At 65.5% G+C, this 22,004-nt stretch carries 20 protein-coding genes; 13 read left to right on the top strand and 7 right to left on the bottom strand.

All coding sequences use genetic code 11. The features are described from left to right. Positions 1 to 70: 70 nt before the first annotated feature. The 6 genes from algK to ACYCAX_RS04285 form a co-directional block, all read right to left on the bottom strand. Entirely contained in the window at positions 71 to 1,480 is a 1,410-nt protein-coding gene (gene algK / locus ACYCAX_RS04310; RefSeq protein ID WP_294972670.1) for an alginate biosynthesis TPR repeat lipoprotein AlgK, read from the bottom strand. A gap of 13 nt (positions 1,481 to 1,493) precedes the next feature. Beyond that, positions 1,494 to 2,663 (bottom strand): PilZ domain-containing protein, encoded by a 1,170-nt coding sequence (locus ACYCAX_RS04305; protein ID WP_015478606.1) that lies wholly within the window; start codon positions 2,661 to 2,663, stop codon positions 1,494 to 1,496. Positions 2,664 to 2,712: 49 nt separating this feature from the next. Beyond that, entirely contained in the window at positions 2,713 to 4,197 is a 1,485-nt protein-coding gene (gene alg8, locus ACYCAX_RS04300; protein ID WP_086009619.1) for a mannuronan synthase, read from the bottom strand. 115 nt (positions 4,198 to 4,312) lie between these two features. Beyond that, a complete protein-coding gene (gene algD / locus ACYCAX_RS04295; RefSeq protein ID WP_015478604.1) occupies positions 4,313 to 5,623 on the bottom strand; it encodes a GDP-mannose 6-dehydrogenase in 1,311 nt (436 codons plus the stop codon). Between the two features lie 950 nt (positions 5,624 to 6,573). Continuing rightward, complete coding sequence (gene yaaA, locus ACYCAX_RS04290; protein WP_460247475.1) at positions 6,574 to 7,353, bottom strand: peroxide stress protein YaaA; 780 nt, start codon at positions 7,351 to 7,353, stop codon at positions 6,574 to 6,576. A 57-nt stretch (positions 7,354 to 7,410) separates the two neighbouring features. Further along, a complete protein-coding gene (locus ACYCAX_RS04285; RefSeq protein WP_294981132.1) occupies positions 7,411 to 8,367 on the bottom strand; it encodes a LysR family transcriptional regulator in 957 nt (318 codons plus the stop codon). A 171-nt stretch (positions 8,368 to 8,538) separates the two neighbouring features. On the opposite strand from ACYCAX_RS04285, the gene ACYCAX_RS04280 reads away from it, so the two are divergent. The 13 genes from ACYCAX_RS04280 to ubiT all read left to right on the top strand — a co-directional run bounded on the left by ACYCAX_RS04280 (position 8,539) and on the right by ubiT (position 21,471). Then, positions 8,539 to 9,828, top strand: coding sequence for an MFS transporter (locus ACYCAX_RS04280; protein ID WP_015478601.1), 1,290 nt, complete (start codon positions 8,539 to 8,541; stop codon positions 9,826 to 9,828). 16 nt (positions 9,829 to 9,844) lie between these two features. Beyond that, complete coding sequence (locus ACYCAX_RS04275) at positions 9,845 to 11,074, top strand: Zn-dependent hydrolase (RefSeq protein ID WP_294981135.1); 1,230 nt, start codon at positions 9,845 to 9,847, stop codon at positions 11,072 to 11,074. An 11-nt stretch (positions 11,075 to 11,085) separates the two neighbouring features. After that, positions 11,086 to 12,102, top strand: coding sequence for a histone deacetylase family protein (locus tag ACYCAX_RS04270; protein WP_015478599.1), 1,017 nt, complete (start codon positions 11,086 to 11,088; stop codon positions 12,100 to 12,102). A 311-nt stretch (positions 12,103 to 12,413) separates the two neighbouring features. Beyond that, positions 12,414 to 13,805 carry a PhoH family protein gene (locus ACYCAX_RS04265; RefSeq protein ID WP_015478598.1) on the top strand — a complete coding sequence of 464 codons (1,392 nt, stop codon included), beginning with the start codon at positions 12,414 to 12,416 and terminating at the stop codon, positions 13,803 to 13,805. A 279-nt stretch (positions 13,806 to 14,084) separates the two neighbouring features. Continuing rightward, positions 14,085 to 14,576, top strand: a complete 492-nt coding sequence (gene moaC, locus ACYCAX_RS04260; RefSeq protein ID WP_294977002.1) for a cyclic pyranopterin monophosphate synthase MoaC — start codon at positions 14,085 to 14,087, stop codon at positions 14,574 to 14,576. Beyond that, positions 14,573 to 14,821, top strand: a complete 249-nt coding sequence (locus ACYCAX_RS04255) for a MoaD/ThiS family protein (RefSeq protein ID WP_294977000.1) — start codon at positions 14,573 to 14,575, stop codon at positions 14,819 to 14,821. The genes moaC and ACYCAX_RS04255 overlap by 4 nt, the downstream gene beginning before the upstream one ends. A gap of 4 nt (positions 14,822 to 14,825) precedes the next feature. Then, on the top strand, positions 14,826 to 15,278 hold the full coding sequence (gene moaE, locus ACYCAX_RS04250) for a molybdopterin synthase catalytic subunit MoaE (RefSeq protein WP_015478595.1): 453 nt from the start codon (positions 14,826 to 14,828) through the stop codon (positions 15,276 to 15,278). 186 nt (positions 15,279 to 15,464) lie between these two features. Then, positions 15,465 to 16,979, top strand: coding sequence for a C69 family dipeptidase (locus ACYCAX_RS04245; RefSeq protein ID WP_460247474.1), 1,515 nt, complete (start codon positions 15,465 to 15,467; stop codon positions 16,977 to 16,979). A gap of 142 nt (positions 16,980 to 17,121) precedes the next feature. Then, positions 17,122 to 17,676 (top strand): molybdenum cofactor biosynthesis protein B, encoded by a 555-nt coding sequence (moaB, locus tag ACYCAX_RS04240; protein WP_015478593.1) that lies wholly within the window; start codon positions 17,122 to 17,124, stop codon positions 17,674 to 17,676. Further along, the gene (locus ACYCAX_RS04235) at positions 17,673 to 18,908 is read left to right on the top strand and encodes a molybdopterin molybdotransferase MoeA (protein WP_294976995.1); all 1,236 of its coding nucleotides are present in this window, start codon (positions 17,673 to 17,675) and stop codon (positions 18,906 to 18,908) included. The genes moaB and ACYCAX_RS04235 overlap by 4 nt, the downstream gene beginning before the upstream one ends. Positions 18,909 to 18,963: 55 nt before the next feature. After that, a complete protein-coding gene (ubiU, locus tag ACYCAX_RS04230; protein ID WP_294976993.1) occupies positions 18,964 to 19,959 on the top strand; it encodes a ubiquinone anaerobic biosynthesis protein UbiU in 996 nt (331 codons plus the stop codon). 154 nt (positions 19,960 to 20,113) lie between these two features. Next, entirely contained in the window at positions 20,114 to 21,004 is an 891-nt protein-coding gene (locus ACYCAX_RS04225; RefSeq protein WP_015478590.1) for a U32 family peptidase, read from the top strand. Continuing rightward, positions 20,998 to 21,471 (top strand): ubiquinone anaerobic biosynthesis accessory factor UbiT, encoded by a 474-nt coding sequence (ubiT, locus tag ACYCAX_RS04220; RefSeq protein WP_015478589.1) that lies wholly within the window; start codon positions 20,998 to 21,000, stop codon positions 21,469 to 21,471. Before ACYCAX_RS04225 ends, ubiT begins: the two co-directional genes overlap by 7 nt. A gap of 151 nt (positions 21,472 to 21,622) precedes the next feature. Here the strand turns inward: ubiT and ACYCAX_RS04215 are convergent, their stop codons facing one another. Then, the gene (locus ACYCAX_RS04215) at positions 21,623 to 21,991 is read right to left on the bottom strand and encodes a putative zinc-binding protein (protein ID WP_294976990.1); all 369 of its coding nucleotides are present in this window, start codon (positions 21,989 to 21,991) and stop codon (positions 21,623 to 21,625) included. Between the last annotated feature and the right edge of the window lie 13 nt (positions 21,992 to 22,004).

The raw sequence follows: 22,004 nt of genomic DNA, 5'->3' as shown, positions 1-22,004 counted from the left end.
GAGGCCAGAGCACGCGGCTGAATCCCTTCGATAAGAGCAAACGGCGGGGTGATCATCGGGTCAAGGCGCTTCATAGGTTTTCTTGTTCCTGGTTGTTCTGCAGAAGGCTGACGGTGGCTTGCCAGTTGGCGCCGCGCGTTTGCTCCTCGCGCTTGAGCAACTGCTGGGCCGCAGTGCGGTCGGCCGGTTGTATCTGCGGCTCGATCTGTGCCATCAGGTCAGTGGCGGTAGGGACCTGCTGGCGTTTTGCAAGCTCGCCGAAGACGTAAGCGTTGACCAGATTCGGCCGAATCCCACGCCCCTGCGAATACAGCTGTGCCAGAGCCATGTCAGCGCTGGCCTGCCCTGCGCGGGCGGCGATCAGCAGGTGGTCCACGGCTTTCTGCGGGTAGACCTTGCCGAGGAAGCCGCGGCGGTAGATCTGGCCCAGGTAGTAGTGCGCCTGGGGCTCGGTGGCGGCGGCCTTGAGCAGGTGCTGCTCGGCTTTCTGCGGCTCCTGCGGCGTCCACTTGCCGTCGTAGTAGAGGCGGCCGAGCAGCAGCTCGGCGCGCGGTTGGGCGGCGTCCTGGGCCTTCTTCAGGTAGTCGAGCATCTGGTCCAGGTCGCCCAGGTCGGGGTGGTCGTACTGAAGCTTGGCCAGGCTCACCCAGGCCGCCGGGTAGGCCGGGGCGATTTCGCTGAGCAGCGCCTGCGCGGCTTGCGGGTCGGGGGTGCCGAGGTTCTCGTCGGCCAGCACGCCGGCGACCGAGTCGACGCGTTCGGAGGGCACGCGACCGGCTTTCCAGGCGGTCTTGAGCGCTTCGATGTGAGCCTTCTGCTTATCCGCGTTGCCTTGGATCTGGTACACGGTGGCCAGCTCCATCCAGCACACGTCCATGCGGCTCAGCCAGCGCTGGCAGACCTGCTCGACCTCGCCCAGGTGCTGGTTGTAGGTGCCCTGGGTGCGGTAGAGGATGATCTGCGCCAGGTCTGCCTGCGGCAGGCCCTGGGCGCGCCACTGGTCGATGCGCTGCTGCGGGTTTACGTTCGGCCAGGCTTGCGGGTATTGCAGGTAGAGGACGATCAGCGGCACCAGCGCGCTGTCCTCGCCTTCGTTGAAGGCGCGGTTCAGCAACTGCTCGGCTTCGCGGTGTTCGGCGTCGGTGCCGCCGGGCTTGGCCGCCAGCCACTTGCCCAGGCGGGCGCGGGCGCGCGGCGAGGTCTCGGCGGCGCCCCGGTAGAGCTTCTCGGCGCGGGCCTGCTCGGCGGGATCGCCGGTGGCGGCCTGCATGTCGGCCAGACCGACCTGTGCGTCGGCGTAACCCAGGGTGGCCAGGCTCTGGAAGTTGGCCTGGGCGGTGGCGATGTCGCCACGCTCCAGTGCCTCCTGGGCCAGACGCTGGTCGGGCAGGCCGGCGCAGCCAGCGGCCACGGCGATGGCCAGAGCCAGGGCGAGCTTCGGGGCCTGCTTGGGGATCATGGCTTCGACGGGACGGTTCATGGCGGGCTTCCTCTTAGCGTGCGGTGGCCAGGGCCATCGCCTTGTTCAGCAGGGTGCGGCCCGGCAGGCCACCGATGCTGACTTCGGTCGGACGGCCGGCGAGCTGGCTGTCCAGCGGCTGGTCGGGCTGGATCTGCACGCGGATTTCCGAGGCCAGGTCGCCGTCCACCGGCGCGGTGCGGACGATGCGGCCGCTGCGGACTTCGCTGTCACCGGCGATCTGGAAGTGCACGGCGGTGCCCGGCGAGAGTTCGGCGGCGTTGCGGTAGGGGAAGCGCGCCTCGACGGTGGCGATGCTGTCGCGCGGGGTCAGGGTGAAGATCACGTCACCCTTGTTGGCGAACTGGCCGTTGGCCACGCGCTGCTCGACCACACGGCAGTCGCACGGGCTGGTCAGGGTGCCTTTCATCTGGTGGCCGAAGAGCTTCTCGATGTTGCTCGGGCTGAGCTGTTCTTCGGTCAGGTTGCCCTTGAGCAGGTCCAGCAGATTGGCGGAGAAGGTGGCGATCGGCGCGCCCTTGGCGACTTCGGCGCCAGCGTCCACCAGGCTTTCCACGGTGCCTTCGCGGGGCATGGTGATCTGCTGGTTGGCGACGTTGACCACGCCCGAATCGGCATGGGTGACGAAGTACAGGTTGTAGATATTGTTGAGGATCACCGCGAAGGCGCCGATGCCGACCACGAAGATGGCGGTGCTCAGGGTCACTGCGCGGATGCGGCTGAAGAAGCCCATGCCGCCGCTGCCGATGCCGTGCTTGCGGGCCTTGGTGAAGTTCTCGCGCTGCAGGGTGTTGAGCATGTCGCCGACGCTGATCACTTCACCGGCGAGGAAGGAAGTGATCAGGTAGCGCAGCGCGGCGATCTCGCGCGGCTTCAGGTGCTGGAACTCGCAGCCGACACGACGGCTGTCCGGGGCGAAGGAGCGCACCTGGAAGTCCACTTCCAGGGAGAAACTGATGCTGTCGATCTGGAACAGCAGCTTGCCCTTGTGCAGGTCGCCCACCTGGATCGGCGCAGCGCTGGCGGTGAAGGCGAAGCCACCGGCGGAGATGTCCAGCAGGCGGGCATCGACGCCTTCGCGGTTGGCGCCGATATAGCGGATGCGCGCGGGCAGTTTGACCCGGGCGTGCTGGCGCTGGGCTTCGGATTCGTGCACGACATTGACGTTGACGGCGGTATTCATGGGGTCGAGTCCTGTTCGTAGCTAATAAGGGCTTGGCTAAAGGGAGCCTTCAGACGATGGTCAGCAAAACGGCGACGAAAACGCTGGCCGCGGAGAACGTCATCGCGCGCGAGGACCAGGTGTTGAACCATTGCTGGAAGCTGGCCAGGCCGCGGTCGAGCTTGGTGTTCTGGCGGGTCCACGACTGCTGGTCGAGGCGGAAGAACACGTAGATCTTCACCAGGGCGCCAACGATCTGGTTGTAATAGAGGATCAGGGGATAGGCCGGCCCGATGTGGTGCCCCGACAGCGACAGCAACAGGGTCAGCACGAAGCGGGTGATGCCGATCCACAGCAGGTACACCAGCAGGAAGACGATGCTGTACTTGATGCTGGCGATGAGCGCGGCGACCAGGCCGAGCAGACAGGTCCACATCGACAGGCGCTGGTCGAACAGCACCACGCTGGTGAACCAGCCCAGGCGTTGCGGGCCCAGGGCCAGGGCGCGGGAGTTCTGCCGCAGATTGTTGCCGTACCAGCGGAACATCAGCTTGCGGCTGGCCTTGATGAAGCTTTTCTCCGGCGGGTGCTCGACCGTGTTGATCGCCGCGTCCGGCACGTAGAAGGTGTCGTAGCCCAGGCGCATCAGGCTGTACCAGCTGGACTTGTCGTCGCCGGTGAGGAACTGGAAGCGACCCAGGCGCCAGTGGTCCAGGTGGTCGCTTTCCACGTCGGTGATGAAATCCGGGTCGGTGACGACCTGGGCGCGGAACACCGACATGCGCCCGGTCATGGTCAGCACGCGCTTGGACAGGGCCATCGAGCACATGTTGATGTGGCGCTGGGCGAAGCGCAGCTTGTGCCACTCGCTCATGATGTAGCCGCCCTGCACTTCGCAGAACTCGTTGGTGGTCAGGCCGCCGACGTTGGGGAAGAGCTTGAACCAGGGCACGGTCTTGCGCACCACGCCGGGCTCCAGCACGGTGTCGCCGTCGATCACCGCGACCACCGCGTGCTCGTCCGGCAGGTCGCGGGAGATGGCGCGGAAACCGTGGGCCAGGCCGTCGCGCTTGCCGGTGCCGGGGATGCGCACGAAGTCCAGCGACACGTGCTCAGGCGGATTGAGCTTCTGCCACTGCTGCTTGATCAGTACCTCGTCGGACATCTCGACGATGGAGCACACCACGGTGGTGGGATAGCCGCAGGCGATGGCCTCCTGGATCACCGAGCGGTAGACCATCGAGGTGGTCAGCGCGTCGATGCGGAAACTGGTGACCATCAGGAATACGTGGGATGGATCGGCCGCATCGCCCATCTTGCGCAGCTTGCGGCGGTAGTAGGGGTAGACCCCGTAGAGGAACAGCATGCCGCGCAGGAAGTGCAGGCCGCCCATCGAATAGCGCCAGATGCCGACCGCGCCGATCAGCAGCAGGAAGTCCTTGGAGTCGGCGTCGAACACGGTCTTGGGCACCAGCAGCGCCAGCACCATCAGCAGGCTGAGGAAGGCCAGCCAGCCCGTGGCTTCACCGATGACTCGTTTGTAGGTGTCCATGATGAGATCCGTCAGTCGCTTCTTGGGGCGGTGGCTCTTGTAGGAGCGAGCTTGCTCGCGAACCCGCTCGGGGAGAGCTTTCGCGAGCAAGCTCGCTCCTACGAAGAGCCGATTGCGCTTACCAGCAGATGCCTTCGGCGCGCTCGTTGGTGCCGTGCGACATGAAGCCGATCAGGTCGACCACCTTCTTGCCTTCGGGCGCCTTGTTCACCACATCGACGAACAGTTCATCGCCGTTGCCCAGCACCAGCACGTCGGAGGTCTTCACCACCGCATCGAGGTCGGAGACCAGCAGCGAGGACACGTGCGGGATCTTCGACTCGATGTACTCCTTGTTCGCGCCGTGGACGCGGGCGTACTCGACGTTGCGGTCGAAGATCTGCAGCTCGTAGCCCTTGCCGATCAGCATCTCGGCCAGTTCCACCAGCGGGCTTTCGCGCAGGTCGTCGGTGCCGGACTTGAACGACAGGCCGAGCAGGCCGACCTTGCGGGTACCGTGCGCGGTGATCAGGTCGAAGGCCTTCTGCACCTGGTGCTGGTTGCTGCGCATGATCGAGCCGAGCATCGGGTGCTCGACGTCCAACTGGCTGGCGCGGTAGGTGAGGGCGCGCACGTCCTTGGGCAGGCAGGATCCGCCGAAGGCGAAGCCGGGCTTCATGTAGTAGCGCGACAGGTTGAGCTTGTTGTCCTGGCAGATGACGTCCATCACCTCGCGGCCATCGACGCCCACCGCCTTGGCGATGTTGCCGATTTCGTTGGCGAAGGTGACCTTGGCGGCGTGCCAGACGTTGCAGGTGTACTTGATCATCTCGGCGACCTCGATGGTCTTGCGGATGATCGGCGCGTCGAGTTCGCGGTAGATCTCTTCCAGCAGATCGCCGGTCTGGCTGTCCAGCTCGCCGATGACGGTCATGGGCGGGAAGTCGTAGTCCTTGATCGCGGTGGATTCGCGCAGGAATTCCGGGTTGGTGCCCACGCCGAAGTCGACGCCGGCCTTCTTGCCGGAGCAGTCTTCGATGATCGGGATCACCACGTTGTTCACGGTGCCCGGCAGCACGGTGCTGCGCACGACCACGGTGTGGCGCTCTTTCTTCTCGCGGATGGCATAGCCGATCTCGCGGCAGACGGACTCGATGTAGCCCAGGTCCAGGTCACCGTTCTTCTTGCTCGGGGTGCCGACGCAGATGAACGACACATCGGTGTCCAGCACGGCCTTCTTGAAGTCGGTGGTGCCTGACAGGCGAGCGGAACGGATACCCTGCTCCAGCAGCGATTCCAGACCGGGTTCGACGATGGGCGACTTCCCTTTGTTGATCAGATCGATCTTGGTGGTGGAAACATCCACCCCGACGACTTCGTGGCCTCGTGCGGACAGGCAGCCGGCACATACTGCGCCAACATACCCAAGACCAAAGATGCTGATTCGCATCGCATTCACCTCGTTCAATTGTCGAACTTTCAAATTTGCCCAGAAGGGCGGTTTATTTAGGTCGAAAGAACCCGCGGAGGGCACTTTCAGGTGTCCTCCGTACTTCCTCCGTCAGGCAGGGAAAGTAGTGCTAAACTTCAGAGCACTGTCTTTGGGCAAATTTCATATGCTTGCCCTGTATTGTTTCAGGCGGATTTCAACAGGGGCCGTTTATCCGCTCCGATGTGCTCCGGTTTGGGGTGATGATTGCCTTTTTATCTAAAAACTTAAGTTATTTCATGCACTTGTGAATGCTCTATATCGATAAGCACTTATCGTTAGAACAAAAGCGCTCATGCCATCGATGCACTTCGCTGATCTGTATCAATGGTCGTTGCGGAAATAGGATTTTTTCTTGGCGGAGTTAGTTCCTTCCACTTGTCCCGTGCAGGAAATCTTTTGAAATATCCAAATGACATCACTTGATGCCGGGATGGTGGCAAAAGAGAAGTTATTTCCGGGTATGCTGTTGTAGTGCAATCTGCAAGGTGCTGAAAAGTTCAATGGAATTTTTCGTTAAAAACGACCGCGCATCGCCTTTGATACATTCGTTCAGCTGCCGTTCAGCTTTCTTCATTGCAAGTTGCAATCGTGAAATGCACGTCATGGCAATGGGCTGTTAGTGGCCAATGGGTTGCTGGCAGAGGACGATATCGGAAGGTTTTCCTGCCAGGGAACGCGGATGGGTGGTCGAAAAAAAATCTCACGATTCCGCGCGAAGCAGACGAGCGGTCACTAAGACCATCCGTAGGGTAGGGGCATTAGGGTGTTTTTTGCGCAGGAAACAGACAATCCGTAGCCCTTTGACTGACTCATTTCATGGTCAATGGCTTACAGGCGACTTGGCATCAGGCGGGGGAAAGGGCAGGCACGGCGGGGGAGGGAGCCCGGTGGGCTCCCGGCGTGGAGGGTCAGTCTTCGGGGTGGTCGCGCAGGAACACCAACTGATCCGCCTTTGACTGCTCGGCGCTGTAGGCGTAGCCGGCGTAGTTGAAGTCCTTCAGGCCTTCCGGGCTCTGCAGGCGCTCCTTGATCACGTAGCGCGCCATCATCCCGCGGGCCTTCTTGGCGTAGAAGCTGATGATCTTGTACTGACCGTTCTTCAGGTCCTTGAACTCGGTGTCGATCACCCGTGCGTTCAGCGCCTTGCGCTTCACCGCGCCGAAGTACTCGTTGGAGGCCAGGTTCAGCAGCACCTCGTCGCCCTGTTCGGCCAGGGCCTGGTTCAGCCAGGCGCTGATGCGCTCGCCCCAGAAGGCGTAGAGGTCCTTGCCGCGGGCGTTGGCCAGCCGGGTGCCCATTTCCAGGCGATACGGCTGCATCAGGTCCAGCGGCCGCAGCACGCCATACAGGCCGGAAAGCATGCGCAGGTGGCGCTGGGCGAAGTCGAAATCGTCCTCGCTGAAGTCCTCGGCCTGCATGCCGGTGTAGACGTCCCCCTTGAAAGCCAGCAGCGCCTGTTTGGCGTTGGCGGGGGTGAAGTCCGGGTGCCAGCTGCCGAAGCGCGCGGCGTTGAGCCCGGCCAGCTTGTCCGACAGGTGCATCAGCTCGGCGATCTGCGCCGGAGCCAGTTCGCGCAGGATGCCGATCAATTCCTGCGCATCGTCCAGGTGCTCGGGCAGGGTGAAGCGCTCCGTCGCCGGGGCGGTGTCGTAGTCCAGGGTCTTGGCGGGGGATATCACCATCAGCATCGTGCGGTCTCCTTCAAGCGAGGCGCGATTGTAAGGAGTCGCGGGCGTTGGCTCCACCTATGGAGACGATAGGAGGCGCTGCTCCACCGGCACCTGCTCCATGCGCTTGAGCAATTCCCCGAGGAAGCAGCGCTCGGCCTGGGTGTGCTTCTGCTCGCGATTCCACAGCAGGTGGATGTCGACATCGGCCACGCCGTCTTCCGGCGGCAGCGCCCAGAGCCTGCCGTGGGCAAGGTCGTCGGCGACGATGTGTTGCGGCAGGCAGCCGATGCCGAAGCCGCAACTCACCAGTCGGCGGATTTCTTCGAGGCTGGGGGAGGACGCCACCAACTTGCCGGTGAAACCCTGCTGGTCGCGGAAGATGGTCAACGGCGAGAGCACCTCGCCGATCTGGTCGCTGGTGAAGGTGACGTAATCCTCGCCCTGCAGGTCGGCCAGGCGCAGGTCGCGACGGCCGTAGAGCGCATGGTGGCGACCGCAGAGGAACACGTAGCGCTGGCGCAGGAAGGCGCGCTGCTCCAGGCGCGGCGAAGGTTGGCGGCACAGCGCCAGGCCCAGGGTGGCGGTCTTCTGTTGCAGCGAGCTGAGTACATCGGCGCTGCGCATCACTTCTATATCCAGCTCCACGCCGGGGTGGGCGCGGTGGAAGCCGGTGAGAAAGTCGTCATAGAAGTCGGACTGGATGCGGCTGATGCTCAGCAGGCGGACCTTGCCCACCACCTGGTCGGCCGGTTGTTCCAGGGCCGCGGCCAGGCGCGAGACATTGCCATTGATGTCGCCAGCGATGCGCAGGATCTCCTCGCCCAGCGCGGTGATCTCGAAGCGCGGCCCACGCCGCTGCACCAGGGCGGCGCCCAGTTGCTCCTCCAGCCGGCGCAGGGCCTGGCTGACCGCCGGCTGGGTCAGGTGCAGGCGTGCGGCGGCGCGGCTGATGCTGCGCTCCTGGCCGATCACCAGCCAGGTGCGCAGCAGGTTCCAGTCAAGGCGGTCATTGAGGAAGCGGCCCAGCTCCATAACGGGACTCCGTTGGGGAATCCTTCGATTATAAGCAGTAATTATTCTTTGAATAACGATTAGAAAATTGACTGATTATTCGGCTGGGGGCGATAACGTCCGCAGGCGCCGGAGAGCGCCGAGCCTTTTCGCAAGCTGCCTAAAACAATCGACAAGATCCGGGAGCCTGAGATGTCCCAGCCCGCACCGCAACCGGTCCGCGCCGCCACGGCCGCATTCATCGGTACCATGATCGAGTGGTACGACTTCTATATCTACGCCACCGCTGCCGCCCTGGTGTTCGGCACGCTGTTTTTCCCCTCCGACAGTCAGTTCCTCAGCACTATGGCCGCCTTCGGCACCTTTGCCGTGGGCTTCTTCGCGCGGCCGCTGGGCGGGCTGATCTTCGGTCACCTGGGCGACCGCATCGGCCGCAAGAAGGCGCTGCTGGTCACCCTGGTGATGATGGGCGTGGCCACGGTGTGCATCGGCCTGTTGCCCACCTATGGACAGATAGGCCTGCTCGCCCCGGTGTTGTTGGTATTGCTGCGCATCGTCCAGGGCATCGCCGTCGGCGGCGAGTGGGGCGGCGCGGTGCTGATGGCCGGCGAGCACGCGCCCAGCGGCCGCCGCACCTTCTTCGCCTCCTTCGCGCAACTGGGTAGCCCGGCCGGGTTGATCCTCTCGCTGCTGGCGTTCAAGGCGGTGACCAGCATGGACAGCCAGACCTTCCTCGACTGGGGTTGGCGCCTGCCGTTCCTCGCCAGCGCGGCATTATTGATCGTCGGCCTGGCGATTCGCCTCGGGGTGAACGAGTCTCCCGAGTTCGCTCGCGTGAAGCAGCAGGCCCGCCAGCACAAGCTGCCGGCGCTGGAGGTCGTACGCACGGCCTGGCGCCCGCTGCTGCTGTGCATCGGAGCCAACACCATCGGCATCGCCGGGGTCTATTTCACCAATACCTTCATGATCTCCTACACCACCCAGAACCTGGCCATCGACCGCAAGCTGATCCTCGATTGCCTGTTCTACGTGGCGCTCATCCAGTTCTGCGTGCAGCCGCTGGCCGCGCGGCTGGCCGAGGTGATCGGTTCGGCGCGCTTCCTCAAGCTGGCGGCTCTGCTGGCGCTGGCCTCGCCCTACCCGATGTTCCTGCTGGTCAGCCAGGGCCACGCGCTGGCCATCGTTCTGGGAATCGCCACCGCCGTGGTGTGCATGTCCAGCTTCTATTCGGTGATCGCCGGCTACGTCAGCGAAGTGTTCGACACCCGCGTGCGCTACTCGGCGATCTCCATCGCCTACCAGGTCTGCGGCGCCATCGCCGGCGGCCTGACCCCGCTGATCGGCACCTGGCTGGCACACCGCTTCGACGGTCAATGGCTGCCGCTGGCGCTGTTCTATTCCCTGCTGGCCGGCCTCTCGCTGCTGTGCATCGTCGGCCTCGACCGCCGCCTGCGCGTGCGCGTAGCGCCGGCCGCCGCGTGATTTCCAGGAGACTGCAATGCTGAAGATCGACGGTGCTCGCCTGTGGGCGAGTCTGATGGACATGGCCGAGGTTGGCGCCACCGCCCGCGGCGGATCGCGCCGGCTGGCGCTGTCGGAAGAGGACCGTGCCGGCCGCGAGCTGTTCGAGCGCTGGTGCCGCGACGCCGGTCTGAGCCTGCACCGCGACCCCGTGGGCAACCTGTTCGCCCGCCGCGCCGGCGTAAACGACGGCCTCGAGCCGGTGGTGATGGGCAGTCATCTCGACACTCAGCCCGAGGGTGGTCGCTTCGACGGCGTGTACGGCGTGCTGGCCGGGCTGGAAGTGCTGCGCAGCCTGAACGACCACGGCATCCGTACCCGCCGCCCGTTGGAAGTGGCGGTCTGGACCAACGAGGAAGGGGCGCGCTTCACCCCTGCCATGCTCGGCTCGGCGGCGTTCACCGGCGCCATGCCGCTGGACGCCGCACTGGCCTCGCGGGATGCCGAGGGTGTGAGCGTCGGCGAAGCGCTGCAGGCGCTCGGCTGGCAAGGCGACCTGCCACTGGGCCGACGCCTGGACTCCTACTTCGAGGCGCACATCGAACAGGGCCCGATCCTGGAGGACAACGCCATAGATGTCGGGGTGGTCACCGGTGGCCAGTCGATCCGCTGGCTGGACGTGCGCGTCAGCGGCCAGGCCGCCCACGCCGGCACCACGCCGATGCCGCTGCGCCACGATGCGCTGTTCGGCGCCGCCGAGATGATCGCTGCCCTCGAGGCGCTGGCCCAGCGCTTCGCGCCCCACGGGCTGGTGACCGTCGGCCAGTTGGAGATCGCCAGATCCTCGCGCAACACCATTGCCGGGCTGCTGGACTTCACCATCGACCTGCGCCACCACCGCGACGACGTGATTGCCGTCATGGAGCAGGAAGCCCGCGCATTGCTCCAAACCATCGCCGCGCGCCGCGAACTGACGCTGGAAATCGGTGTGCACTGGATCAGTCCGGCGACCCCCTTCGATGCCGATTGCGTCGGCCATGTTCGCGAGGCTGTGCGGGGCCTGGGCTATTCGCACCAGGACATCGTCAGCGGCGCCGGCCACGATGCCATCCACCTGGCGCGGGTATGCCCGACCGCCATGATATTCATCCCCTGCGTCGGCGGCCTGAGCCACAACGAGGCCGAAGACGTGATCCCCGAACAGGCGACCCAGGGCGCCGACGTGCTGCTCAATGCCGTGCTGGCCCGCGCCGGCCGACTCGACTGAAGGAGATATCGATGCAGACCTTCTTCCACCCCGACCAGTTGCTGCACATTCCGCGCAGCTACTTCTCCCGTGGCCGGATGCGCACCCCGCAGGAAGTGCCACAGCGCGCCGAGCAGCTACTGGCAGCGGTTCATGCGTTGGGCTTTCCGCTCGCCCAACCGCAGGACTTCGGTCGCGAGCCGCTGCTCGGTGTGCACAGCAAGGCGTACCTGGACTTCCTGGAGCACGCCTACGAGCGCTGGCATGAAGCAGCGGAGGATTGGGGCGACGAGGTGATGTCCAACGTCTTTATCCGCGAGGGCAACCCGCTGCGCGGCATCCTCGCCCAGGCGGCGCGCTACCTCGCCGACGGCAGCTGCCCGGTGGGCGAGCACACCTGGCGCGCGGCCTACTGGTCGGCGCAAAGTGCGGTGGCGGCGGCGCGGGTGGTGCGCGATGGAGCTCCAGCGGCCTACGCGCTGTGCCGCCCGCCGGGCCACCACGCGCGGGAAGAAGGCGCTGGCGGTTTCTGCTACCTGAACAACGCCGCCATCGCCGCCGCCGAGCTGCGCGCGCGTTTCGACAAGGTCGCCATCCTCGATACCGACATGCACCACGGCCAGGGCATCCAGGAAATCTTCTACGGCCGCGACGACGTGCTGTATGTCTCGGTGCACGGCGACCCGACCAACTTCTACCCGGTGGTCGCCGGTTTCGAGGACGAGCACGGGACGGGGCAGGGCGAAGGCTTCAACCTCAACCTGCCGATGGCACATGGCGCCAGCGAAGAGGACTTCTTCGTGCAGGTGACGGCGGCGCTGCAGGCGGTCCGTGAGTTCGGTGCGCAGGCGCTGGTGCTGTCCCTGGGCTTCGACATCTACAAGGATGACCCGCAGTCGAAAGTGGCAGTGACCACCGAGGGCTTCGGCCGGCTCGGGCGCGAGGTGGCGTCGCTGGGGCTGCCAAAGGTCATTGTGCAGGAGGGCGGCTATCACCTGCCGACGCTGCCGGCCAATGCACAGGCGTTTTTCGGAGGCCTAAGGGACTGATCTAGCGAAAAAGGGAGGGCGTTACGAGAGGTAGGACTTTTAAAGCTAGCGCTGTCCGCAGCCCCCGCCAAGGTATTTCGTCGTACGACGAAAAAAAGCTGCCTGAGAAGGAAAAAGACTTTTTATCGTCATGTTTTTTCCTGTATTTCTGGAGACGTAGACCGCCGAACCCTGCAGACAGGTGGCGGCCCCGGCCCGTCCCCTTATATGCAGTGCTCTCGTGCCCCGGTAGCGAGAGCAGGCGGCTCACCGCGCGGCGGAGCGCTGTAGTGGCATTCCGTCGTAACGCTCTCAGAAGAGGTGAACCGCGTATGGATGACCACGGACGCTCCAGCCCGACCCAGCCCACCCTGTACGTCCTCGATACCAACGTTCTGATCCACGATCCCAACGCCTTGCTGAATTTCCAGGAGCACCACGTCGCCATCCCGATGACGGTGCTGGAGGAACTGGACAAGCTCAAGACCGGCAAGCACACCGTGGCCGCGGAGTGCCGCCAGGCGATCCGTCTCATCGATTCGGTGCTGGGCGAGGCGACGCCCGAACAGGTGGAGGATGGCGTTCCCATCCAGCGTGGCAAGAGCGGGCCTTGCGGTAGTCTGTCGATCCTCATGAGCAAGCGGGCCGAGCCGATTACCTGGCTGCCCGAGCACCTGAACGACAACAAGATCATCAACCAGTTGGTGGAGCTGAAGAGTCGCCATAGCAGCAAGCGCGTGGTGCTGGTCACCAAGGACATCAACATGCGCCTGAAGGCGCGCGCCTGCGGGGTGTTCGCCGAGGACTACCACACTGACCAACTGGTCGACGACATCAACCTGCTGTCGCGCGGCTACCACTCCCTGAACGGTTCCTTCTGGGACCGCGTGAGCAAGGTGGAAACCCGCCAGGACCACGGCCGCACCTGGCATCGCGTGCAGCTCACCGACAACCTGCCGGCGGTGCACATCAACGAGTTCATCGTCGACGAACAGGGCTTCGTCGGCTGGATCAAGGGTATCCAGCAGGACGAACTGCTGATCCTCGACCTGCACCAGGAACCGCTGCTGCACCAGGAGGCGTGGGGGCTGCGGCCGCGCGATATCTACCAGGCGCTGGCGCTCTATGCGCTGCTCGACCCGGATATCCACCTGGTCAACCTGTCCGGCGCCGCGGGCTCGGGCAAAACCATCCTGGCCCTGGCCGCCGCCATCGAGCAGACGATGGTCAGCAAGCGTTACAGAAGGATCATCGCCACTCGCAGCGTGCAGGGGCTGGACGAGGACATCGGCTTCCTGCCGGGCACCGAGGCGGAGAAGATGGAGCCCTGGCTCGGCGCCATCACCGACAACCTGGAGGCGCTGCATTCGGACGACGAGTGCACCCACGGCAGCGTCGACTACATCCTCAGCAAGGTTCCGCTGCAGTTCAAATCGCTGAACTACATCCGCGGCCGCAGCTTCCAGCAGAGCCTGATCCTGATCGACGAGTGCCAGAACCTCACCCCGCACCAGATGAAGACCATCATCACCCGCGCCGGCAACGGCTCGAAGGTGGTCTGTCTGGGCAACCTGGCGCAGATCGACACGCCCTACCTGTCGGCCACCAGCTCCGGTCTCACCTACCTGACCGAACGCTTCAAGGACTTCCCCCACGGCGTGCACGTGACCCTGCAAGGGGTGCCGCGCTCGGTGCTGGCGGAGTTTGCCGAGACGCATCTGTAACCTGCGAAGGCCCGCCATCCGGCGGGCCTTTTCTTTCTATCAGAGGCTGTTCGCGAGCAAGCCCTACACAGGTTCTGCCGTCTAGGTGGCCACCTGGGCGCCTGGCCCGCTTTTCGTAGGAGCGAGCTTGCTCGCGAACCCACCCAGCTCCAGTCCCCGTTCATACCTCTTCTTGTATACAATCCCCTCCCCAACGCGCCGTCCGCCATACTGCCGATCGCGCTCCTCGGGGTTACACTGTCCTCTTGACCGTCCGCATTCTCCGGAGAGTTCCCGCCCGTGCTGACCCATCTCGATTCCCAAGGCCGCGCCAACATGGTCGACGTCACCGAAAAAGCCGTGACGTCCCGTGAGGCGGTGGCCGAAGCCCGGGTGCGCATGCGCCCGGATACCCTCAAGCTGATCCAGGACGGCGGCCATCCCAAGGGCGACGTGTTCGCCGTGGCACGCATCGCCGGCATCCAGGCGGCGAAGAAGACCCATGAACTGATCCCGCTGTGCCATCCGCTGCTGCTCACCAGCGTCAAGGTCGAGCTGGCGCCCGAGGGCAACGATACCGTGCACATCGTCGCCCGCTGCAAGCTGGCCGGGCAGACCGGCGTGGAGATGGAGGCCCTGACCGCCGCCAGCGTCGCCGCCCTGACCATCTATGACATGTGCAAGGCCGTGGACCGCGGCATGACCATCGAAAGCGTGCGCCTGCTGGAGAAGCTCGGCGGCAAGAGTGGCCATTACTTGGCAGAAAATGGCGTAGCAGGAGGCACCCCATGATCCGCGTGCAGTACTTCGCCCGCTACCGCGAAGCCCTCGGCGTGGACGGCGAGCAACTGAACTGGAGTCCATCCCTGACCAGTCTCGACGACCTGCGCGGGCTGCTGCTGGAACGTGGCGGCGCCTGGGCGGTGCTCGGTGAGCAGAACCTGATGTGCGCGCGCAACCAGGAGCTGTGCTCCCTGGACGAGCCCCTCGCCGATGGCGACGAGGTAGCGTTCTTCCCCACCGTGACCGGAGGATGAGGCCATGACGATCCGCGTCCAGGCGGCGGCGTTCGATCCGGGCGTCGAGCTCAATGCGCTGCATGACGCCAACGTCGGCGTCGGCGCGGTGGTCGGCTTCGTCGGCTACGTGCGCGATTTCAACGATGGCCGCGAAGTCGGTGGCATGTTCCTCGAACACTATCCCGGCATGACCGAGAAGGCCCTGGAGAAGATCGCCGTCGAGGCCCGCGAGCGCTGGCCGCTGCTGCGCCTGGATATCCTCCACCGCATCGGCCGCCTGGAGCCGGGCGAACCGATCGTCTTCGTCGGCACCGCCAGCGCCCACCGCCAGGCGGCGTTCGACGCTTGCAACTTCGTGATGGATTACCTCAAGACCCGCGCGCCGTTCTGGAAGAAGGAAGACACCCTCGACGGCCCGCGCTGGGTCGAAGGCCGCTGCAGCGACCAGGCCGCCGCCGACCGCTGGGAGCGCTGAGCCCATTCATCGCGCCGGAGTACCGGCGCGGCGCAATCTCGAAGCTTGTCTATGCTCAGAAGCGATGCCAGGGAGGTGGCGTTGCTCCATGCCAAGGAAGCGTTCCGTTCCCCGTTGTACATCTCCTGGTTCCAGCGCTGTGCCGGCGAATGCCGCCACAGCGGATCGCAAGCCGAGGAGACTCTCATGTACAAGCCCAACTTCGCGCTCAAGGCGCTCGCCGCTGCGCTGCTGGTCGGCGGTTTCTGCCAGAGCGCGCTGGCCTGCACCACCATCATCGCCGGGCGCAAGGCCACCGCCGATGGTTCCATCCTGGTCGCGCGCCTGGAGGACTACACCTATAACAACCACGCCAAACGCTTCGTCGTCGTGCCGCACCGGGCCTACAAGGACGGCGACACGCTCAGCTTCGACAACGGCGTCAGCGTTCCCGCGCCCAAGGTCGGGCTGCGCTACACCGCCATGCGCGACTGGAACGGCGACCAGCGCGGCGCCTTGGGGCCCTGGAGCGAGTTTGGCGCCAACGAGGCGGGAGTGATCCTCTCCGCCACCAACAGCACCGAGCCCAATGACAAGGCCGCCAAGGCCGACCCGCTGGTGGCCGACGAGGGCGGGGTGATCGAGGCGATCCTGCCGGACCTGATCCTGTCCCAGGCCAGGAGCGCCCGCGAAGGCGCGGAACTGCTGGGCAAGTACGTGGAGAGCCTGGGCGCCGGGGAAACCAACGGCATCCAGATCGCCGACGACCAGGAGGCCTGGCTGTTCGAGATCGGCTCCGGCCACCACTGGATCGCCGTGCGCGTGCCGGACGATGGCTACGTGGTGATGGCCAACGGCATGCGCGTGCAGGATGCCGACCTCACCGACAAGGCCAACGTCCTGAGCAGCGCCGGCATCGCCGAGTTCGTCGAGAAGCACCAGTTGCTGGACAAGGTCGACCCGGCGAAATTCAACTTCGCCAAGGCCTTCGGCATCGTCGGCGACGCCTACAACGTCGACCGCGAATGGCTGGTGCAGAGCAAGCTGGAGCCGGCGCGCAAGCAGGGCATCCGCCAGCAGCAGTACCCCTTCTACACCAAGCCGGAGAAGCCGATCACGGTCGAGCAGGTGGCTTCCATCCTGCGCATCGACAGCTACGCCGGCACCCCGCTGGACGGTAAGAAGCCGGCCGGCGAACAGAAGCAGCGACCCATCGCGATGGAGCGCAACGTCGAGGCGCATATCCTGCAGGTCCGCCCGCAGATGCCCAAGGGCTTGCAGGTACTGTCCTGGCAATCGCTGGGCAATGTGCGCGACGGCCTGCTGCTGCCGTATTACCTGGAAAGCCTGCGCAGTACGCCACGGGTATTCCAGCAGGGCAGCGACGATTTCGACGAGCGCTCGGCCTGGTGGACCTTCCGCAGCCTGACTTCCCTGGCCCACGCCAACGCCAAGCAGTACATGCCGCTGCTGCACGGCTGGCGCGACCGCCTGGAGGACAGCCTGCACGCGGCGCAGCCGGCCCAGGACGAGATGCTCAAGAGCCTCGCGCAGAAGGACGGCGAAGTCGCCCGTGCTGCCGCCGAGCGCTTCAGCAACGGCACCGCCCTATGGGCGCTGGACCAGGCCGGCGTCCTGCGCGCCAGCATTCTCACCGACCTGACCAAATCCACCGAGCAGAACTACAGCCCCGAGGAGCTGGACAAGATCAAGCATCTCTGATGCCTCAAGCAGTTATGAGGCCAGACGGACGGTAGTGCCCCGCACGCGCTGGGGTGCTACCTCTTCCGGGGAATGGGCGGCACCTTCGAACGGGCGCAGGCTGGCGCCAGCCCTTTTTTGCTCCTTATCGGAAAGCCCCGTCATGAGTCATCTGAGCACCCAGGAATTTCAGCCGCTGGAGATTGCGGTCCTCACAGTCAGCGATACCCGGAGCCTGCACAACGACACCTCCGGCCAGGCCTTGGTGACCTCCCTGCAACGCGCCGGCCATGCCCTCTCCGAACGCCAGCTGGTCATCGACGACATCTATCAGATCCGCGCCGTGGTATCGGCCTGGATCGCCGACCCCAAGGTTCAGGTCGGCCTGATCACCGGCGGTACCGGCTTCACCGACCGCGACAACACCCCGCAGGCCGTGGCGCCGCTGCTGGAGCGCACGGTGGACGGCTTCGGCGAGCTGTTCCGGCAGATTTCCCGCGAGGAGATCGGCACTTCCACTATCCAGTCCCGCGCCATCGCCGGCATCACCAACGGCACGCTGATCTGCTGCCTGCCGGGCTCCACCGGCGCCTGCCTGACCGCCTGGGAAAAGATCCTCGTGCACCAGTTGGACAGTCGCACCCGACCGTGCAATTTCGTCCCCCATCTCAAGCGTTTGCCTGAGCGCCCGGTGCTGGTCTGCGGTACCCGGTCATGAGCGGCTGCGGTTGTTCCGGCGCCGGCCTGCGGCCGGTGGACGAGGCCATCGCCGCGCTGATGGATTTCGTTCCTCTGGCGCCGCCGACCGTGCGCATCGACCTGGAGAACGCCCTGGGCCGCATCCTGGCCGAGGACATTCGCTCACCCATCGACCTGCCGCTGTGGGACAACAGCGCGATGGACGGCTACGCCCTGCGCAGCGCCGATACCGGCGCTGCCGGCGCACGGCTGAAAGTCGCCGGCTACATCGCGGCGGGCGACGCGGCGCAGGTCGAACTGCAACCGGGCGAGGCCATGCGCATCTTCACCGGCGCGCCGCTGCCGCCGGGCGCCGACAGTGTGATCGCCCAGGAGGATTGCTGCGTCGACGGCGATTGGCTGCAGGTGCCGCAGGTTGTCCGTGGCAACCATGTGCGCCTGCGTGGCGAGGAGCTCTGTGACGGCGACATGCTGCTTGGCGCCGGGAGAAAACTGCGGGCCCAGGACCTCGGCCTGCTGGCCAGTGTCGGCATCGACCGCGTGCCGGTGTATCGGCCTTTGCGCGTCTGCCTGCTGAGTAGCGGCGACGAACTGCGCGAGCCGGGCGAGCGACTGGCGCCGGGGCAGATCTACAACGCCAACCGCTTCAGCATCGGCGCGCTGCTGCGCGGCTGGGGCATGGAAGTACACGACTACGGCGTGCTCGCCGATACCCTGGCGGCCAGCCGCGATGCGCTGAACCTCGCCGCATCCGAGTGGGACGTGCTGATCACCAGCGGCGGCGTGTCGGTGGGTGACCGCGACTACCTCAAGCAGGCGATCCGCGAACTGGGCGAGCTGCACCTGTGGAAACTGAAGATGCAGCCGGGCAAGCCGCTGGCGTTCGGCAGCATCTCCGGCAAGCCGTGGATCGGCTTGCCGGGCAACCCGGCTGCCGCTCTGGTTACGGCGCTGGTGGTGGCGCGGCCATTCCTCTGGCGCGCCCAGGGGCGCACGGAGGTCGAGACGTTACCGGCCTCGCTGCCGGCGGGCTTCGAATGGCCGGTCGCCAACTCGCGCCGTCAGTACCTGCGCGCGCGCCTGGAACTCGACGCCCAGGGAGTGGCGCGCGTCCACATGCACCCGCAACAGGGTTCGGCCATGTTGCGCGCGGCGAGCTGGGCCGACGGTCTGGCGGTGGTGGAAGCCGGGCGCACGCTGCGCCTGGGTGATCCGGTGCCATTTCTGTCGTTCAGCGAACTCGGCGCCTGATGGCGTTCCCGGCCGCCGGTGGGGACCGGCGGCCTTCCATTGATCAGGGGGAAGTATGCAACTGGTCTGTCCGGCGGGGAGTCTGCCCGCCTTGAAGTCGGCCTTGCGCGAAGGGGCCGACGCCATCTATGTCGGTTTTCGCGATGACACCAATGCCCGGCACTTCGCCGGCCTCAACCTCGATGACCGCCAGCTGCGCCAGGGCGTGGACCTCATCCACGGCGCCGGCAAGCAGATGTACGTGGCGGTCAACACCTACCCCGGCGCGGCCGGCTGGGCGCGCTGGCAACGCGCCGTGGACCACGCCGCCGACCTGGGTGTGGATGCGCTGATCGCCGCCGACTGCGCGGTGCTCGGCTACGCCGCCAAGCGCCATCCCGGCCTCGCGCTGCACCTCTCGGTGCAGGGCTCGGCCACCAACGTCGCGGCGCTGGCGTTCTACCACGAGCGCTACGGCATCCGCCGCGCCGTACTGCCGCGCGTGCTGTCGCTGGCGCAGGTGCGCCAGGTGGCGGCGAACAGCCCGGTGCCCATCGAAGTCTTCGCCTTCGGCAGCCTGTGCATCATGGCCGAGGGACGCTGCCACCTGTCGTCCTATGTCACCGGCGAGTCGCCCAACCTCTGCGGCGTCTGCTCGCCGGCCAAGGCGGTGCGCTGGAGCGAGGAGCCCGAGGGCCTGACCTCGCGCCTCAACGACGTGCTGATCGACCGCTACGCGCCGGACGAACCGGCCGGCTATCCGACCCTGTGCAAGGGCCGTTTCGTGGTCAACGGCGAGCGCTTCCATGCCCTGGAGGAGCCCACCAGCCTGAATACCATCGACCTGATCCCGCAACTGGCGGAAATCGGTGTGGCGGCGGTGAAGATCGAGGGCCGGCAACGCAGCCCGGCCTATGTCGAGCAGGTCACCCGCGTCTGGCGCCAGGCGCTGGATGCGTGGAAGCGCGCGCCCGAGAACTACCGCGCGCTGACGCAGTGGCAGGACGCCCTGGACAAGCTTTCCGAAGGCCACCAGACAACCCTGGGCGCCTACCATCGCTCCTGGCAGTGAGAGTCTGTTCAAGGTCTCGCCGGGCGCAGCTCAGGCAAGGCGGAAACAGGCGAGAAAGCGCGGTTTACGCGCTGTAAATGAGCATTTTGAGTCTGTTCCCAACGCGGCATGAGCAAGCGTAGGCAGGCGTTGGACAGACTCTGAGGACGTTGTGATGAAACTCAGCTTAGGACCGGTGCTGTTCTACTGGGACCGCCGGACACTCCTGGATTTTTATGCGCAGATGGCCGAACAGCCGCTGGACGCCATCTATATCGGCGAGACCGTCTGCTCCAAACGCCGCGCCATGTCGCTCGACAACTGGCTGGGCCTGGGACGCGAACTGCAGCAGCAGAGCGGGGCGCAGATCCTCATCTCGGGCCTGGCGCTGATCGAGGCGGCCTCCGAGCTGTCGTCGCTTCGCCGCCTGTGCGCCAACGGCGAGCTGCAGGTCGAGGCGAGCGACATGGGCGCGGTGCAGATACTCAGTACGCTCGGCGTCGAGTTCGTCGGCGGGCCGGCGCTGAACGTCTACAACGGCCACACGCTGTCTGAACTGCGCGAAGCGGGATTGCGCCGCTGGGTGCCGCCGGTGGAGTGCTCCGGGGAGCAGATCCACGCGGTGATCGAACAGGCTCGCGAACTGGGCATCAACGATGTGGAGACCGAGGTGTTCGCCTACGGTCATCTGCCGCTGGCCTACTCGGCGCGTTGCTTCACCGCGCGGGCGGAGAACCGGCCCAAGGACGACTGCCAGTTCTGCTGCATGAACTACCCGGAGGGCATGTCGATGCTCAGCCAGGAGGGCATGCCGCTGTTCACCCTGAACGGCATCCAGACCATGTCCGGCGAGGTCAGCAACCTGCTGGCGGACTACGCCTCGCTGCGCGACTGTGGCGCCGATCTGCTGCGCCTGAGCCCCCGCGCCGAGGGGATGGTGGACGTGGTGCAGGCCTTCGACCGTGTGCGCAAGGGCGTCACGCCGCCGCTGGCGGTGACGGGTTGCAACGGATACTGGCATGGCCGTCCGGGCATGCTGCGCAGCGATGAGGTGAACCTGTGCTGACTCTCGAAACCGGCGCCTTGCGCGTCGCCGATCGCCTCCTGCCACTGGCCGCCCGTGTCCCTCTGGGGTTGCAGCGGGCGGTGCTGCAGCGCGCCGCCAACCGGCTGTTCGCCGAACCCCTGGCGGACGGCGCCTTCGACATCCTCGATGGGCACTGGCTACGCCTGGAGGTGAGTGATCTCGGCCTGGGCTGGAGCTTTACGCGTGGCCGTGACGGCCTGCGTTTCGCCGATGCCTGTGTACCAAGCGTCACCATTCGTGGCAGCTGGCGTGATTTTCTGTTGCTGGCGGGACGGCAGGAGGATCCGGACACGTTGTTCTTCCGCCGTCGTCTGGTGATCGAGGGCGATACGGAGCTGGGGCTGGCAGTGAAAAACCTGATCGACAGCCTCGACCCGGACAGTCTGCCGGCCTGGCTGTGGAGCGCCATGCGCCGCGCCAGCCGGGTAGTGCAGGAAAACGCCTGATCCGTTCCCCGTAGGATGGCGTGGAGCGAAGCGATACCCATCGGTTGGCGTGCCAGGACAGCATGGGTATCGCAAGCTCGCGGCGCGCCGCCCGCCCCATCCTGCGCCAGTGTCCGTTTGTGGTCTTGTGCCTCGCCTGAGCGGCGAAGGCTCAGACCGGGACGCGTACGAGGAACTGCAATTCCTCGTAGAGCATCTCGAAGTCCTGTACCGGCGCATCCTGGCCGTAGCGTTTCTTCAGGCCGTACTCGGTCAGGGTGATCTCGTGCTCGGCCTTCACCCCGTGACGTGCCAGGCAGTTCTGCACGCAGTGCAGGTGGCAGCCGTCCACGGCGATGATCGGCCGACCGGAGCAGGCCTTCTTCACCAGCGCCGGTACGTCGCCACCTACGCCCGCGATGCAGGACATTTCCGCCAGACCGTCACGGTCCAGGCGCAGGGCGAGGTCATTGGCCAGCTGCGCGAGGTTGGAGCAGCCGGAGCAGGAGTAGACGAGGGGCAGGTGCGGCGAGGGCGGCATGGGAACCTCCTGG

The sequence above is a fragment of the Pseudomonas sp. MT3 genome (assembly GCF_054720805.1).
Note: the sequence above shows the minus strand (reverse complement) of the source record. Positions and strands in the feature narration are given on the sequence as shown.